This window comes from Alteromonas sp. R7 (assembly GCF_055755235.1).
In genome coordinates this window covers 97115-112406 of the sequence record NZ_JBVTQX010000007.1, presented here as the reverse complement: position 1 = coordinate 112406, position 15292 = coordinate 97115, and the positions used below count along the sequence as shown (strand labels likewise).

Here is a 15292-nt window from a genome sequence, read left to right as displayed (position 1 = left end):
GCGGATCAAGATTATTAACAATATTTTTACACATTTAACGTTATATTTTCGTGATTATTATTTGTAACTTTATGAAAAATATAGCGTTTCTGATTTAAGGTAAAAGGTGAAACGTTTACCTTGGATCCAATACTAGCACAAAATGACAATGTAATTACAATGTTATAAAAAATTTTTTTGTATAAAAAAAGTGCGGCCTATAGCCGCACTTTATTAACAATCAGAAAAATAAAGGAAAATTAGCTGCAGCGGATACGGTCGACGGCGGCTTTCCAACCATCATAGGCTTGATCACGTTCTTGCTTGGTCAATCTTGGAGTGAAAACGCTATCACTCTTCCAACAATGGGTTAAATCGTCGATTGAATTGAAGACACCAGATTGTAATCCTGCTAAGAAGGCAGCACCAAGAGCGGTGGTTTCCGTGATCTCAGGGCGCTCTACTTCAGCGCCCAATATGTCTGAAAGAAAGCCCATAACCCAATCATTACGCGACATACCGCCATCTACACGAATAGTTGTGGGGCGAGCACCATCGCTTTCCATTGCTTTTTGCAGGTCCTTCGTCTGGTAGCAAACAGACTGAAGTCCCGCAGCAACGATTTCGCTAATGCCTGTGTCGCGGGTTAAACCTAAAATTGCGCCACGGGCATCTGGATCCCAATAAGGTGCGCCTAAACCAGTAAATGCCGGGACAAGGAAGACGCCGTTATCTTGTCTTGCTCGCTGTGCAAGTGCCTCAGATTCGGCGGCATCGTCGATAAGCTTCAGACCATCTCTGAGCCATTGAACGGTTGCGCCGGCCATAAAAATACTGCCTTCAAGCGCATAAGTCGTTTTGCCGTTTAAACGATACCCAACGGTGGTGAGTAATCGGTTTTTCGATTGCAAAGGGGCGTCACCAGTGTTCAATATCATAAAACAGCCGGTACCGTAGGTGCTCTTGGCCATGCCTTTTTCAAAGCACGCTTGGCCTACTAATGCTGCTTGCTGGTCGCCTGCTACGCCTTGGATAGGAATAGCTCTACCTATGATGTCTTCTTTCATTACACCAAAGTCAGCCGCACAGTCCATCACCTCGGGTAGCATTGAGCGTGGGATATTGAATTTATCTAGTAACTTCTCATCCCAGCATTGGTTATTGATGTCGAACAGCATTGTACGCGAGGCATTGGTGGCATCAGTTTTGTGTGACTCACCACCCGTTAAGCGCCATATAAGGAACGTGTCTACGGTTCCAAACAGCAGCTCTCCATCCTCGGCTTGCTGTCTTGCACCTTCTACATTGTCTAATATCCAAGCTACTTTTGTGGCAGAGAAATAAGGGTCTAACAGAAGCCCTGTCGATTCAGTAATGTGTGAGACGAGCTCTTCGTCTTCACTTAAATCACGACAAAGCTGGGCTGTGCGTCTGTCTTGCCAAACGATAGCCGGGTAGACAGGCTCGCCAGTGTTTTTATTCCACACTAAGGTTGTTTCGCGCTGGTTAGTGATACCAACGGCTGCGATATCTGATGGTGTTAATGAACATTTCTTGAAAACATCTTTGAGGGTAGAGACAACGCTTTCCCAAATTTCCTCTGGATCATGCTCAACCCAGCCATCTTTCGGATATTTTTGAGAGAATTCCTGCTGTGCAATAGCGTCTATACTGCCCTTTGGAGAAAAAATGATGCTGCGAGAGCTTGTTGTGCCTTGGTCAATGGCAAGGATATGTTGTCCCATAAGGTCACTCCTGAAGATAGTTTTAATAGAGTTTGCATCATTTACACAGGATTAACAATGCTATATTTTCGAAAACGAACATTGGCGTTTCGTTTTGTTATGGGAACATTGAAGTTAAGCACGTATAATTGATGTAATTTTCTAATTCTGAGGACTCACGATGAATCAAACGCAAAGACACGAAAAAATTGTTGGGCTTATAAAGCTACATGGTTTTATGTCTATTGACGATTTGGTCAGTGCTTGCGAAGTTACGCCGCAAACAATCCGCCGAGACCTTAACCAGCTTGCTGAAAATGGTGTGGTTAGCCGCTATCATGGTGGTGCTGGCCTTAACAGAAGTTGGGAAAACACGCCATATCAGGAAAGGAAAACCCAAAACAGCGAAGTCAAAGAGAAAATTGCTGAAGCAGTGGCTGCGATGATCCCCGACGGCGCATCGTTGTTCATTAATATCGGTACGACGACGGAAATGATTGCAACTAAGTTGCTCAACCACAAAAACCTTCACGTGGTAACCAACAATATTCACGTTGCTACCATTCTTTCGGCTAAAGAGGATTTCTCCGTCATAATTGCTGCCGGTGAAGTTCGCTATCGCGATGGCGGAATCATTGGCGAGGCAACCTGCGATTTTATAAGCCAGTTCCGCATGGATTACGGCATAATCGGTATCAGTGGCATTAGTTCGGACGGTGCACTACTTGACTTTGATTTCAGAGAAGTGAAAGTGTCCCAAGCTATTTTGGAACATACTCAACACGTTATATTAGCTGCCGACTACAGTAAGTTTGAACGCCGCGCAATGGTGGAGCAGGGGCACATTTCACAGGTTGATTGCTTAGTTTGTGATAAAACGCCGCCGCCCAGCATAAGCAAGATAATCGAAGAAAATAACATCACCTTTGTCAAAGCGTGACCATCTATTTGCTATAGTTTTCCACTACTTTTAAACCTGTTCTCGGTTTTGCTCGCATTGTACTTTTTGGCAGCCTTCTTTAAACATTACGCACTGTTGCCGCAAGCGCTTTTACACACCACGTATTTTTCAATGTAAATCAGTCAAATATTGTTGCGATTGGATTTGTTCATTCCTTTTAACTACGAATTTTAACTTTCTTTAATGTTCGTAAATGTTCGTTTTGTGTTGACATGTTTTCTTTTTGCTTGTCAAATAGACAACCATATGAGGATATCCATATAAATACCACTAGAGGCAATGTATGAGTCAAAGCAATCAAACTGAACAGACAGTCGACGTTTTAGTCGTTGGCGGCGGTGTTAACGGCGTAGGCGTCGCGCTTGACGCTGCGGGACGCGGGCTTTCGGTTGCTTTGTGCGAGAAAGGTGACCTCGCAGGCGCAACGTCTTCTTCTAGCAGCAAATTAATTCATGGTGGACTTAGGTATTTAGAACATTATGAATTTCGCTTAGTGAAAGAAGCGCTGGCAGAACGTGAAGTGTTGTTGAAGAAAGCGCCTCACATCATGTGGCCGCTACGTTTTCGTTTGCCTCACCAAAAGCATTTACGCCCTGCGTGGATGATACGAATTGGTTTATTCCTCTATGACTCACTGGCTAAGCGCAATATGTTACCGCGCTCACGTAAGCTAACGACCACCAGTGAAAGCCCGCTGGTTAGCGATATTTCAACGTGTTTTGAATACTCAGATGGTTGGGTAGATGACGCACGCTTAGTGGTTCTAAATGCGCTAGCTGCCCGAGATCAGGGGGCGAAGATATATACGCGTACTGAATGCGTTAAAGCTGAAAAGTTAGATAATTTGTGGAATGTGGAGCTTAAAACGTCTCAAGGGAAAACGTTTTCAGTTGAGGCCAGATCAATTGTCAATGCGGCTGGGCCGTGGGCAGTATCGTTTCTAGATCGCTTGGTAAATATTCACAACCCCAATGCGATGCGCATGGTGAAGGGAAGCCACTTTGTCGTTCCCAAGCTATATAACTCTGATGAAGCGTACATTCTGCAAAATAAAGACGGGCGTATTGTATTTGTGATCCCTTACGAAGGTGATTTCTCACTTGTGGGCACAACAGACGAAGACTTTAAAGGTAATCCGTCTGACGCTGCAATTTCAAACGAAGAGACTGATTACTTAATTGACGTCGTAAACAACTACTTCAAGTCCAAGATAACACGCGAAGATATAGTCCATACTTACAGTGGCGTGCGCCCACTCTTAGAAGAGAAAAACGCGTCAGCACAAGAACTTACTCGGGACTATAAAGTAGAGCTTAAGGGTGAGGCTGGAAAGCCCGTATTACTTAATATCTTCGGCGGCAAGATTACAACCTATCGAAAGCTTTCAGAGCACGCGGTAGATAAACTTGTCTCATGTTTCCCGAAAGCGAAAAAAGCGTGGACCAAAGAAGTACCGCTACCAGGTGGTGCATTTGAAAGTCAAGAATCGCTAGTTGCTCAACTAACTTCCGAGTTTTCTTGGCTGGACAGCGCTATCGCTGAACGCTACGCAAGACAGTATGGCTTACTATGTTATAAGTTTCTTAAAGGTAAAGCGTCAGTCGATGCTATGGGGGTTCATTTCGGGGCTGGTATGTATCAGGCAGAAGTTGACTACCTTATAGATTGCGAGTGGGCTTGTTGTCTAGAAGACGTGATTTGGCGCAGAACAAAACATGGATTACGCTTGGACAAAGCCCGACAGGAAGCGCTGTCTTCTTATATCTCAACGAAAGTTTCTGGCGCAGTTCAATCGGATGAGTCTGTGGATGCTGTATTGGCAAGCGCCTAATCCGTGAGAGTTACGCATTAGAAGGAGCCATCTTTGCTTGAAAAGCGATAAGGTGGCTCAATCGCCATTGATTAGCTAGCCCAACAGGATAAAGTAGACGACTTAAAATGAACATGGACGTGATAAACAATACTTCCGTCAAGGAAGTCGTACTTATTAGACACGGTAAGCCTCTCTCGGCGCATAATGACAAAGTAAACTCAGCTCAATATGCTCAGTGGGTGCGTAACTATGATAAATCGATACTCGATCCAACAAGTCACCCAAAGCAGAAGACCCATATCGACGACAGCTACATTGTGGTTAGCCCGTTACTAAGGGCTAAATTGTCTGCGGCTTATTACGGCGCGACTGAAATTGATGAAGAATTGCCCCACCTTAAAGAAATGGATATTCCTTATTACAAACTTCCGTTCACCTTGCGCAGTTGGCACTGGGTCGTCTTAAGCCGTGCACTATGGTTTATAGGATTTAAAGGTCGATTTGAAAGTTTCAAAGCTGCCAAGCAAAGGGTTAACCTTGTTTCCGAGCGTATCGAAAAACTGTGTGAGAAACACGAACGGATAGTGCTATTCGGGCATGCTATGACTAACTATTACACCCGAAAATCACTCATAAAAAATGGCTGGCAATTAAAGCAAAAAGACGGTGATTTTTGGGGAATTACGATATTGCACAAGCCGTTGCCATAATGCTGAGCCTTCGTTTTTAACCAGAAATTCTTAAGGTTTATTTATACCTACTTCATTTTTTCTTCAAAATGTCGATAAAATAGAACAATGCCTAACAAGCGCTAACGACTTGAACAAAGGCATGGGGAATCGACAATGAATAAAACCAACAAAAAGAAACCTTCCACGTCTAATGTTTTTAAAGCGGCTATTGCAGCTATTTTTGCAATTACCTTTGGCGTCACTATCAACTTTCTTCATACCGACGAGCAAGACACCACAATCATCGCATTTGCACTAAATCTAGATACGTTTAAGCGTCACGTCGTCTCGTCTCACTGGCAATGGCGAGTCCGCCAACCCACCACTATGATAATGCTGATTCACTACAACGAGTCGGGCAAAGAAACGAATCGTACTCCGGTGCGAATGAATCACAACGGATGGCCGACCGCAGAGCTTTCTAGTGAAGGGTGTGAAAAAATATGGACGTCGCTAATGGCGACACCACTGCGCGTGGACGGCTTTAAAATCCATGCAGACTATTACGCTGAACTTGAAGAGAACGAAGACAACTATTGGTGTCGCTTCAGCTTAAGTAGCGGCGCGTATTTCGACTATTTTCCTGCAAACGGAACAGTAACAAATTTAAGCGATTAAACTGGACACATAAACGAGGATACACAATATAGGCCTATGCTTATATAGGTATTTGTTCTATTTAGATAATTAGTCTACTTTTGAGTTAAGGCCATGTTACTCATTGGCGCCATAAGGTATTGTTGGTTATAAGATAATACTCGGCATTAACGAATTAAGTAGATATATGCTTTCAAGCTTATTTTCTTCGAAAAGTAAAAAAACTAGCGTCACTGTAGGCGTGTCGGTCTGTGCTTCTGAGCTACACATTGTGGCTATAGAGCGCAGTGGCGACGCTGTTTCACTTAATTCTGTTTCTTCAATTCCCTATGATCAGCATCAGCCTCTCAAGCAACAGCTATCGGCGGCGTTAAGCCCGTTTGCTAAGTCGACCTGTAATGTTTCTATAGTGCTTTCACAGCATATGTACCACATGGTACAGGTTGATAAGCCAGAAATGGCAGAAGAGGATATTACAACAGCGTTACCGTGGACTCTCGGAGAGCTGGTTCCCTATGACTCCAGCAACATGGTTTTAGACTATGTCGACTACCCGGTTAAAAGTCGGAGTGGCGGCCAAAAGATAAATGTATTCGCTGCCGAAAGGTCCTCACTTGCTGCCGTCGCAGCGAGCATGGCAAAAAAGAAAGACAAGCAGCTTACACATATCCACACCAAAGAAGTGTTAGCAACTGAAATGGTGCCAAATGATGACTATGCGCGACTACTCATCATCCAAGAGCCCAACAGTGAACCGTTTTTAATGATAGTGCGCTCTCAGGCTATTTGGTTGGCACGTCGCTTACGTGGATTTGTAAGCAAAGTTAATGAGCAGACAGACCTGTCACAGCTAAGTGATACTTTGGGATTAGAAATTCAACGCTCAATGGATTTCTATGAGTCGCAACTTAAGCAGCCGCCTTTAAAAGAAATTCTGTTTAAAACTCAATTTGACTGTGTGCCAGTGATCGAACGGCTGAAGCCGTTTCAGCCCGTTGCCATGAATGTCTTTACTTCACAGCTTAATTTAGCCGATGTAGTTGAACCTGCCTGCCACTTTGCGTTAGCAAGTGCACTTGTTGCAGCAAGAGAGGTGGCATGAAAAGAACGATAAACCTCTATCAGGACTCCCTAAAACCAAAGAAAGAGCGGTTACCATTCTCGAAGGTACTTTGGCTGAATGGCGCGGCAATAGGTGTCATGTTGGTGGTGGTAATCGCGCTCAATATTACGTTGGGGGCGAAGCAGAAAAAGTTAAATGAAAAAACAAACGCGATTAGCCAACTGAATAGCGAAATTAAAACCTTAAGCGCTGCACTCGAGAAGAAACGAGACACCCAGTCGCTTCAGCAACAGCTTGAAAAGGTGAACGCCAAAATTGAAAACCGAAGACGTCTGTTAGCGTATCTTGATAGCGGAGAGTTGTCATTTGACGCAACAAAGTACGGCGAGGTTATGGACGATTTGGCTAATTTCCACAATCAGAACCTATGGCTGACGAGTATTGATATCGATACACAAACCATTCGCCTGTCAGGCCAAACCTTGGCGCCTTCATCTATACCTGTGTGGCTTAAAAAGTTGCAGCAGTCTCCGTTTTTCCAAGGTAAGTCATTTTCTTCAGTGCAGTTTGATGAAGTAGACGGCAAAGAAAACGTGAAACAATTCTTGATATCCACAGATTTTGAAGGAGACGCTGATGAATCAGTACCAGCAGCTCTCTGAGAAATTCTCCGCTCTTGAAAGCAGAGAAAAACAGCTAATTACATGGGTGAGTTTTGGTCTCATTATCTATCTATTCTTCTGGTTCGGTGTTTCGCCTGCACTTGATGACTTGTCTGCAACCGATAAAGCAGTCATCAGAAAGGAGAGCGAGCACAAAGCATTGGTCATTCAAAGAGATGCCATTCAAGAAGCGCTAACCATCGATTATACAAAGCGCACGCAGCTAGAACTCGATAAGGCCAGAAAAGACCTACTATCAATTGATGAGGCACTACTTTCACTTAATGAAGGGTTTGTCGCAGCCGATCGAATGCCCGAGCTGCTTATGACGCTTCTAAACGAAGAAGACAACGTACGCTTAGTGAATTTTAAGGTCGAGCCTACCGAAACAGTACGCTTCGGTGACGGTGAGTCTCAAAGCACACCGTTTTACCGTCATAACATGCGCTTAATTATTGAGGGAAGTTACTTTGACCTGCGTAGCTACCTAGCGCGCCTTCAAGCCGCCCCTGAAAAAGTCGTAGTAACAGATTTTGCTTACAACGTTGAAGCTTACCCAAGTGCCACGTTAGCACTGGGGTTAGCAACGGTAAGCAATAATGAAACCTTTATCTCGCTGTAAGGAGAGAGTGTGAAACGGTTAAGAATTGTGGTCACAGCTTTAGCGATAGCAACATGCTTACCTGCAGTTGCGTCTGTCGACCCGACTAGGCCTGCAATCGCCAGTGCATCAGTGTCTAGCAATGATGAAGCTGTAGCAGGAGAGCTAGCACTTCAATCTATCTTTAAACGCAGTACAGGTTATAGCGCCATCATATCAGGTAAATCTTACCGCGTGGGCGATACACTTAACGAATACACCGTATCAAAAATTAACCCCAAGAACGTGGTTATCACTGACGGACGTCAGCAGAAAATACTAAGAATGTATGCATATGAAATTAAAAAATAGCCTCATTGTTAACACATTGGTTTTGTCTGCAGCGTTAGTTGTGGCAGGTTGCCAATCTTATGGTGTTGGCGAGGAAGTAAAACCTCATATTCGCGATGAACTAGCACGTTCTCAGAATACGACATCAAGTAAACCAACACCGCCCCCTCAGCTTAACCAAGAACTGCTGGCAGAGGTTGCCCGTTATCAAGCGTTACCTGCGCCAACATCACAGAAAATGTTCGCAGTTTCTGCTAACAATGTAGACGTGCGTCCGTTTTTCGACGCGTTAGTTGAAGACACACCTTACAGTGTCGCCGTTCATCCAGCCGTGTCAGGGCAAATTAGCTTAACGCTCAAAGAAGTGGCGTTAGAAGATGTGTTAACCATTATTTCGAGAATGTATCCGTTAGACGTGTTTTTGGAAGGGAAGGTAATTCAGGTTATGCCTTCTCAACTAAAGACGGAATCTATCCCGGTTAACTTTCTTATGATCAAGCGCTTCGGTGTATCTAACGTAAGCGTTATTGCCGGTGGGGTAAGTGAGCAAGACCAAAACAATGGTGGCAACAACGGTGGAATTAACGGCAATAACAACATTAGCGGGAACGCGCTAGGTGGTCAGGGTGGTTTTGGAGGCCAGGGCGGACTTGGCGGCAATAACATCCAGCAGCTCAATGGCTCAAACATTCAGACTACCAGTGAAAACGACTTTTGGAGCGATTTAAAAGAGGCACTAAAAGTACTGGTCTCTCCAACAGAAGGCCGCCAGGTTGTGGTTTCACCCCAAGCGGGCTTAGTGACCGTTCGAGCATTGCCCAGTGAAATCGCAGTGGTGAAAGACTTTTTAAACCAAAGCCAAGAGAGCTTACAGCGACAGGTGGTATTAGAGGCGCGCATTATTGAAGTCACGCTAAACGATGGCTATCAGCAAGGCGTGCGCTGGGATCGTATTGCAAGCGGCTTGACGGGCAGTGTGAACTTTGGCTTCAGTGGCGGAGCTATAGCGTCAAACTTCGCTGCAAATACCGCTGCAGGTATAGATCCAGCCATAAATGCAGTTAATGGCATAGGGAACTCAATCTCTACAGATATTGGCGGCGTTTCTACTTTGAGAATTTCCCGAGGTGACTTTGACGGCGTTATCAATATGCTGCAAACCCAAGGTGATGTTCAGATGTTGAGTAACCCCAGAGTGACCGTCACTAACAACCAGAAAGCAGTGATTAAAGTCGGTCAGGACGAATACTTTGTCACCGATGTGTCGACCAGTGAAGATCAAAGCGCGACTCAAACCGAAAACGAAAATGACATCGAACTTACCCCGTTTTTTTCAGGTATTGCCTTAGATGTTACCCCTCAAATTGATAGAAGCGGCTCGGTTATATTGCACGTTCACCCATCAGTAACGGAAACGGCAGAGCAAACTAAAGTCATTCAGGTGGGCGATCAACAAATCTTGCTGCCACTGGCACAAAGTAATATCCGAGAGTCAGATACGGTAATTCGTGCCCGCGATGGAGAAATTGTCGTTATTGGCGGTTTGATGGAAACCGTTACCAGTGAGCAAGAATCAAAAACGCCTTTGTTGGGTGACATTCCATTCATTGGTAATGCGTTTAAAAACAAAGCCAAAACGCAGAGTAAGCGCGAGCTGGTGATCTTGATACGCCCATCAGTTGTGCAGCCGGACACGTGGGAAAAACAACGTCTTCGCACTCAGTCATTACTTGATCAGTGGTATAGAAACTAATTATGTATCAGGGCTTTTTTCACTTCACAGATATGCCGTTTTCGCTTACCCCGAATACGGATTTCTTTTGTGCGCTTGCGCCACACAATGAAGCGTTGAAAGTCATTTTATCAGCATTGAGTATGTCTGAAGGCTTTATAAAAGTAACCGGTGAAGTCGGTACAGGTAAGACATTGTTATGCCGTAAATTAATTAATCATCTGTCTGATAAATTTGTAGCCTGCTATTTACCCAATCCATACCTTTCGCCTGATGAATTACGCCAAGCATTTGCGAGAGAGTTAGGCATTGTTACGGAAGGAAATAGTGATAATCAAGGCTTACATAATGCAATAGAGACAAAGCTATTAGCCCTTAAAAAAGAGGGACGACAAGCGGTATTAATCATTGACGAAGCGCAGTCGCTGAGTTGGGATGCTCTTGAGATGCTGCGTCTTTTCAGCAATTTGGAAACGGAAAAAAGTAAGCTGCTTCAAATTGTCTTGTTTGGACAGCCTGAACTTGATGACAACCTGGCAAACCCTAAAGTAAGACAAATCCGCCAGCGAATAAGTTTTTCCTACACTTTACGCACAATGACGTCAGCCGAAGTCGATTACTATATTGGTCACCGGTTGACGACAGCAGGTGGTGACGAACAGTTGATATCTAGAGGGCTGCGCGCATTTATAGCGTTGGTTACCAAGGGTACGCCTCGCTTGGTTAACATAGTTTGTCATAAGATTCTTTTGCGCGCATATGGTCAGGGCAAGGCGTCGGCGACCTGGTCACATACCCTAAGCGCCGTTTTCGATACACATGACTGTAAACGCCGACTTGTCCCAAGGCAGAGTCTTGTTATTTTGTCGCTTGCTGTGGTGGCAGTTGCAAGTGTACTACATGTATACGGCGCAGGTGGCATATGAGTATTTTGAATGACACCTTAAAGTCACTGGATGAACGCAATAAAAGTGAAGACTTTGGTTTGCCTCCAACCGTTGAAGTCAGTCAACGTCCAGTGTGGCCAAAGGCGCTCATGATCATCGCCGTTTTGGTGTTTGTAGTATGGTTAGTAATTACACTTTTATCTGGTACTTCCCATCGCGAAAAAAATGAAGATGGGTTAAGCACAACGGCCGTTTCAAGTGCCGCACGTGTTAACAACCCGCCTGCTGAAAGTACAATATCAGAGCGCGTTGCCGATAGCACAGCAGATATAAATGCGCCGTCACAAGGAATGCAATCAACCCCGTTATCTGAAAGTGATATGGCGCTACAAAACCGTGCGTCAGATGTGGCTGAGCTGGTTTTTAATACCGTTGATGAGTCATTAGAAGATGATGAAGCTCAATACAGAAAAAGGGTTACAACTACGGCATCAGCAACCAGCACAGCTGATGAAGCGAAGGCGTCAAACGTCAATAACAGCGCAAACGCCAGTAGCCCTCAATCAGAACTGTCTGCGGTTAGCAAAATACAACCCTCAAGCTCGAAGGCCGCAGAGCCTAAACCCACAAATATCATAACCAGAGAGCCTGTAGTTGAGGTAGCACCTAAGTCACCTGAACAACAAAGTGCTGTGCATTTAGAAGCAGGACTTAAAGCGTATAACTTTGGCATTTTTGATGAAGCTCAAAAAAGCTTCACGCTAGCACTGGCAACCTTTCCGCAAAATGACGAGGCGCGCAAGCAGCTGGCTGCACTTTATTTTGGACAAAACAATAATTTACAGGCACTGCAGGTACTTTCAGAGGGCATTGTGATCTCGCCTAGCGAATTAATTTGGCGAGAGCTAATGGCCAAAATTCTGGTGCAGGAAAGCCGCTTCGAAGAAGTATTGAATTTGATGCCTGATAGCTTGGATGCTAAAGCGTTAGCCGAAGGCCGTGCCGACTATCTAATTTTAAAGGGCACCTCTGCTCAAACCATCAATAAGTCAGAGCAAGCGATATCAGCATTCAGCGCTATGACATCGCTACAGCCTAATAATGCGAAATGGTGGTTGGCACTAGGGGTGAATTATGACGCATTGGCAGATGAGCGCCTGGCGATATCATCTTATTCCAGGGCACTCGCCATTGGCGGGCTTTCCTCTGCATCTGCACAATATGCAAACTCGCGTCTAACTGATTTACAGGAGCAGCCTTAATGCGACCTCGATTAAAGATGCGCCTTGGCGACTTACTCGTTCACGAAAACATTATCTCCAGTGAGCAGCTTGACAATGCGCTTGCGGCGCAGCGAACGTCAGGCCGCAAACTAGGGGATACACTTATCGATTTGGGCTTTATCGGCGAACCCCAGCTTCTTCGCTTCTTGGCACAGCAGTTAAATATTCCTTTCTTGGATATAACACAGCGCCGTATAGATCCAGAGCAAGCTCAGCTTATCCCAGAGACTTACGCACGTCGCTACCGTGCCTTAGTGTTAGAGGCGGACGACGATGAAGTGCTGCTGGGCATGAGCGACCCAACGGACTTGGGAGGCTTAGACCAACTCGGCCCGTTAGTCGCTCCTCGAACCATTGAGCTGGCTATTGTGCAAGAGAACCAAATGCTAGAGGCATTTGATTCTGTTTACCGCCGTACCCAGGACATTGCGTCGTTTGCTGAAAAACTGGGTGAAGAGTATGCAGACGAGGCTGATTTTGAGTTGTCAGCCCTTGATGACACCACCTCGGATGCCACGGTCGTTAAGCTACTTCACTCAATATTTGAAGACGCCGTTCAAGTTAGGGCATCAGATATTCACATCGAGCCCGATGAAAAAATCCTGCGCATTCGACAACGTGTTGACGGCGTTTTGCAAGAAAACACGCTCAACCAAGTGAAAATAGCGTCGGCGCTGGTACTACGACTCAAACTCATGTCTGGCTTGGATATATCTGAAAAGCGTATTCCACAAGACGGACGATTTAATATTAAAGTAAAAGGACACACCTTAGATGTGCGTGTGTCGACCATGCCGGTAGCCAATGGAGAAGCGGTAGTTATGCGTTTATTAGACCAGTCTGCTGGCCTACTAACGCTAGACCAAACCGGTATGCCCGATGCTATGGCAGAGAAATTTAGAGCTGCCATTAATCGTCCCCACGGTATGATCCTGGTAACGGGGCCTACGGGTTCCGGTAAAACTACGACTCTGTATGGGGCACTTAGCGAACTCAATAAGCCTGACCTTAAAATCATAACGGCTGAAGACCCCATTGAATACCGTCTACCGCGAATCAACCAAGTTCAGGTTAATGCCAAAATTGGGCTGGACTTTGCCGCCATTCTTCGCACTACGTTACGTCAAGACCCTGACATTATCATGGTGGGGGAAATGCGTGACCAAGAAACCGTAGAGATTGGTCTTCGAGGTGCATTAACCGGCCACTTGGTATTAAGTACGCTTCACACCAACGACTCAGTAACCAGCGCTATTCGCCTTATCGATATGGGCGCGGCGCCGTATTTGGTTGCTACTTCATTACGAGGAGTGCTTGCACAGCGTCTGGTTCGTAGGGTGTGTGAAAACTGTAAAGAAGAAAAGCCTGCAACCGCCCAAGAACAAGCGTGGGTTGGCTTCTTGAAACCTGAATTAGCCACTGCCACCTTCTATAAAGGGCGCGGGTGCAACAGTTGTAATCACACAGGATACAAAGGCCGGATAGGTGTTTTTGAATTTCTGGAAATGAACGAGGACATGATGGAGGCCTTGCGTGAAGACGATACGCAGGGCTTCGTAGATGCGACTAAGGCGAATAAAGACTTTGTTCCTTTATCTCACATGGCGCTGGACTACGCAGCTCAGGGCAAAACTTCTTTAGATGAAGTGTTCAAAGTCGCTGAATTTGTTCCTGAAGTGGTGAATCACTAATGCCACAGTTCAAGTACGCAGGTAAGTCAACGCAAGGCGGGCCGCAAAAAGGGGTTATTGAAGCCGCGTCAGCGCAAGCCGCAGCACAAGCCTTGCTGTCACAAAACATTGTGCCTCTTACCATTGTTGAATCAAAAAAACGCAGTGCAGAAAATGAAGGAGACGGCTTCGATATCACGCGTTTATTTCAACAAAAGGTGGGACTGGATGAAATGATCATATTCTCCCGCCAAATGTACTCATTGCTAAAGGCCGGTATTCCCATTATTCGCGCCATTAAAGGCCTAAGCGAAAATGCATCGCATAAACGCTTTCAAGAGATTTTGAAAGATATTGCAGACCAGTTAGAGCAGGGGCGAAGTCTGTCTTCTTCTATGGCTAAATATGAAAAGGTGTTTACGAGACTTACCATATCCGTGGTGGTGGTAGGTGAAAATACCGGTAAATTAGACGACGTATTCCTACAGCTTGCCCTCTATTTCGAACGCGAGCAAGAAACCCGCAAGCGCATCAAATCGGCGCTGCGCTATCCCACTTTTGTGTTAATTGCGCTAGCAATTGCCATGTTTATTTTGAATCTATTTGTTGTGCCAGTGTTCACCCAAATGTTTGAGCGCTTTGACACTGAACTTCCAATTATGACCCGCGTGTTAATTGGTACTTCCAATTTCTTTGTGAACTATTGGTGGCTGCTAATTATTGTGATTGTGGGAGGGATTTTCGCTGTTAAACAATACGTTAATTCGTCTAATGGACGACTCAAATGGGACAAATTTAAACTAAAGTTGCCTGTCGTGGGCAGCATTATTGAGCGATCATTACTTTCAAGATATAGCCGAAGTTTTTCAATGATCTTACGTGCAGGCGTGCCGTTAACCGCAGGGCTTTCACTTACTGCCGACGCCGTTGACAACGCGCACATGCAAAAGCGCATTAAAGAAATGCGTCAAGGGATCGAAAAAGGCGAAAGTTTGCTTAGAGTTTCGAAAAATAGCGAACTGTTTTCTACACTTGTACTACAGATGATTGCAGTAGGTGAGGAGACGGGACGACTAGAACCATTGTTAGAAGAAAGTGCTGACTATTACGAACGTGAAGTCGACTTCGACTTGAAAAGTTTAACGGCCAAAATCGAACCTATTTTGATTGGTTTTGTTGCGGTAATGGTATTGATCCTGGCGCTTGGCATATTTACGCCAATGTGGAACATGATGTCGGCGGTGAAAGGCGGCTGATAA

14 protein-coding genes are annotated in these 15292 nt (G+C 45.1%); 13 read left to right on the top strand and 1 reads right to left on the bottom strand.

Annotated features, from left to right (window positions below; genetic code table 11):
- Positions 1-239: 239 nt before the first annotated feature.
- Positions 240-1724 (bottom strand): glycerol kinase GlpK, encoded by a 1485-nt coding sequence (gene glpK, locus AC0J2X_RS12815; protein WP_061439046.1) that lies wholly within the window; start codon positions 1722-1724, stop codon positions 240-242.
- 160 nt (positions 1725-1884) lie between these two features.
- Between glpK and AC0J2X_RS12810 the strand changes: the two genes are divergently transcribed.
- The 13 genes from AC0J2X_RS12810 to AC0J2X_RS12750 all read left to right on the top strand — a co-directional run bounded on the left by AC0J2X_RS12810 (position 1885) and on the right by AC0J2X_RS12750 (position 15289).
- Positions 1885-2643, top strand: a complete 759-nt coding sequence (locus AC0J2X_RS12810) for a DeoR/GlpR family transcriptional regulator (RefSeq protein ID WP_014947888.1) — start codon at positions 1885-1887, stop codon at positions 2641-2643.
- Positions 2644-2947: 304 nt separating this feature from the next.
- A complete protein-coding gene (glpD, locus tag AC0J2X_RS12805; protein ID WP_061439048.1) occupies positions 2948-4495 on the top strand; it encodes a glycerol-3-phosphate dehydrogenase in 1548 nt (515 codons plus the stop codon).
- Positions 4496-4608: 113 nt separating this feature from the next.
- Positions 4609-5187 carry a phosphoglycerate mutase family protein gene (locus AC0J2X_RS12800; protein WP_232376016.1) on the top strand — a complete coding sequence of 193 codons (579 nt, stop codon included), beginning with the start codon at positions 4609-4611 and terminating at the stop codon, positions 5185-5187.
- Positions 5188-5322: 135 nt separating this feature from the next.
- Positions 5323-5826: a hypothetical protein gene (locus tag AC0J2X_RS12795; protein ID WP_061439053.1), complete on the top strand. Its 504-nt coding sequence runs from the start codon at positions 5323-5325 to the stop codon at positions 5824-5826.
- Positions 5827-5992: 166 nt separating this feature from the next.
- Positions 5993-6907: a hypothetical protein gene (locus AC0J2X_RS12790; protein ID WP_061439054.1), complete on the top strand. Its 915-nt coding sequence runs from the start codon at positions 5993-5995 to the stop codon at positions 6905-6907.
- The gene (locus AC0J2X_RS12785) at positions 6904-7530 is read left to right on the top strand and encodes a PilN domain-containing protein (protein ID WP_061439056.1); all 627 of its coding nucleotides are present in this window, start codon (positions 6904-6906) and stop codon (positions 7528-7530) included. The genes AC0J2X_RS12790 and AC0J2X_RS12785 overlap by 4 nt, the downstream gene beginning before the upstream one ends.
- The gene (locus tag AC0J2X_RS12780; RefSeq protein WP_014947894.1) at positions 7505-8152 is read left to right on the top strand and encodes an agglutinin biogenesis protein MshJ; all 648 of its coding nucleotides are present in this window, start codon (positions 7505-7507) and stop codon (positions 8150-8152) included. Before AC0J2X_RS12785 ends, AC0J2X_RS12780 begins: the two co-directional genes overlap by 26 nt.
- Positions 8153-8161: 9 nt before the next feature.
- A complete protein-coding gene (locus AC0J2X_RS12775) occupies positions 8162-8482 on the top strand; it encodes an agglutinin biogenesis protein MshK (protein WP_014947895.1) in 321 nt (106 codons plus the stop codon).
- Positions 8466-10214 (top strand): pilus (MSHA type) biogenesis protein MshL, encoded by a 1749-nt coding sequence (gene mshL / locus AC0J2X_RS12770; protein ID WP_014947896.1) that lies wholly within the window; start codon positions 8466-8468, stop codon positions 10212-10214. The genes AC0J2X_RS12775 and mshL overlap by 17 nt, the downstream gene beginning before the upstream one ends.
- Positions 10215-10216: 2 nt before the next feature.
- A complete protein-coding gene (locus AC0J2X_RS12765; protein ID WP_039236883.1) occupies positions 10217-11119 on the top strand; it encodes an ExeA family protein in 903 nt (300 codons plus the stop codon).
- Positions 11116-12342, top strand: coding sequence for a tetratricopeptide repeat protein (locus tag AC0J2X_RS12760; RefSeq protein WP_342340799.1), 1227 nt, complete (start codon positions 11116-11118; stop codon positions 12340-12342). Before AC0J2X_RS12765 ends, AC0J2X_RS12760 begins: the two co-directional genes overlap by 4 nt.
- Positions 12342-14054, top strand: coding sequence for a GspE/PulE family protein (locus tag AC0J2X_RS12755; protein ID WP_039236887.1), 1713 nt, complete (start codon positions 12342-12344; stop codon positions 14052-14054). Before AC0J2X_RS12760 ends, AC0J2X_RS12755 begins: the two co-directional genes overlap by 1 nt.
- Positions 14054-15289 carry a type II secretion system F family protein gene (locus AC0J2X_RS12750; protein WP_342340800.1) on the top strand — a complete coding sequence of 412 codons (1236 nt, stop codon included), beginning with the start codon at positions 14054-14056 and terminating at the stop codon, positions 15287-15289. Before AC0J2X_RS12755 ends, AC0J2X_RS12750 begins: the two co-directional genes overlap by 1 nt.
- Positions 15290-15292 lie beyond the last annotated feature (3 nt).

Excerpts from the sequence above, each read along its gene's own strand:
- glpK (WP_061439046.1), bottom strand. The coding sequence starts at position 1,724 with ATGGGACAACATATCCTTGCCATTGACCAAGGCACAACAAGCTCTCGC.
- AC0J2X_RS12810 (WP_014947888.1), top strand. The coding sequence starts at position 1,885 with ATGAATCAAACGCAAAGACACGAAAAAATTGTTGGGCTTATAAAGCTA.
- glpD (WP_061439048.1), top strand. The coding sequence starts at position 2,948 with ATGAGTCAAAGCAATCAAACTGAACAGACAGTCGACGTTTTAGTCGTT.
- AC0J2X_RS12800 (WP_232376016.1), top strand. The coding sequence starts at position 4,609 with ATGGACGTGATAAACAATACTTCCGTCAAGGAAGTCGTACTTATTAGA.
- AC0J2X_RS12795 (WP_061439053.1), top strand. The coding sequence starts at position 5,323 with ATGAATAAAACCAACAAAAAGAAACCTTCCACGTCTAATGTTTTTAAA.
- AC0J2X_RS12790 (WP_061439054.1), top strand. The coding sequence starts at position 5,993 with ATGCTTTCAAGCTTATTTTCTTCGAAAAGTAAAAAAACTAGCGTCACT.
- AC0J2X_RS12785 (WP_061439056.1), top strand. The coding sequence starts at position 6,904 with ATGAAAAGAACGATAAACCTCTATCAGGACTCCCTAAAACCAAAGAAA.
- AC0J2X_RS12780 (WP_014947894.1), top strand. The coding sequence starts at position 7,505 with ATGAATCAGTACCAGCAGCTCTCTGAGAAATTCTCCGCTCTTGAAAGC.
- mshL (WP_014947896.1), top strand. The coding sequence starts at position 8,466 with ATGAAATTAAAAAATAGCCTCATTGTTAACACATTGGTTTTGTCTGCA.
- AC0J2X_RS12765 (WP_039236883.1), top strand. The coding sequence starts at position 10,217 with ATGTATCAGGGCTTTTTTCACTTCACAGATATGCCGTTTTCGCTTACC.
- AC0J2X_RS12760 (WP_342340799.1), top strand. The coding sequence starts at position 11,116 with ATGAGTATTTTGAATGACACCTTAAAGTCACTGGATGAACGCAATAAA.
- AC0J2X_RS12755 (WP_039236887.1), top strand. The coding sequence starts at position 12,342 with ATGCGACCTCGATTAAAGATGCGCCTTGGCGACTTACTCGTTCACGAA.
- AC0J2X_RS12750 (WP_342340800.1), top strand. The coding sequence starts at position 14,054 with ATGCCACAGTTCAAGTACGCAGGTAAGTCAACGCAAGGCGGGCCGCAA.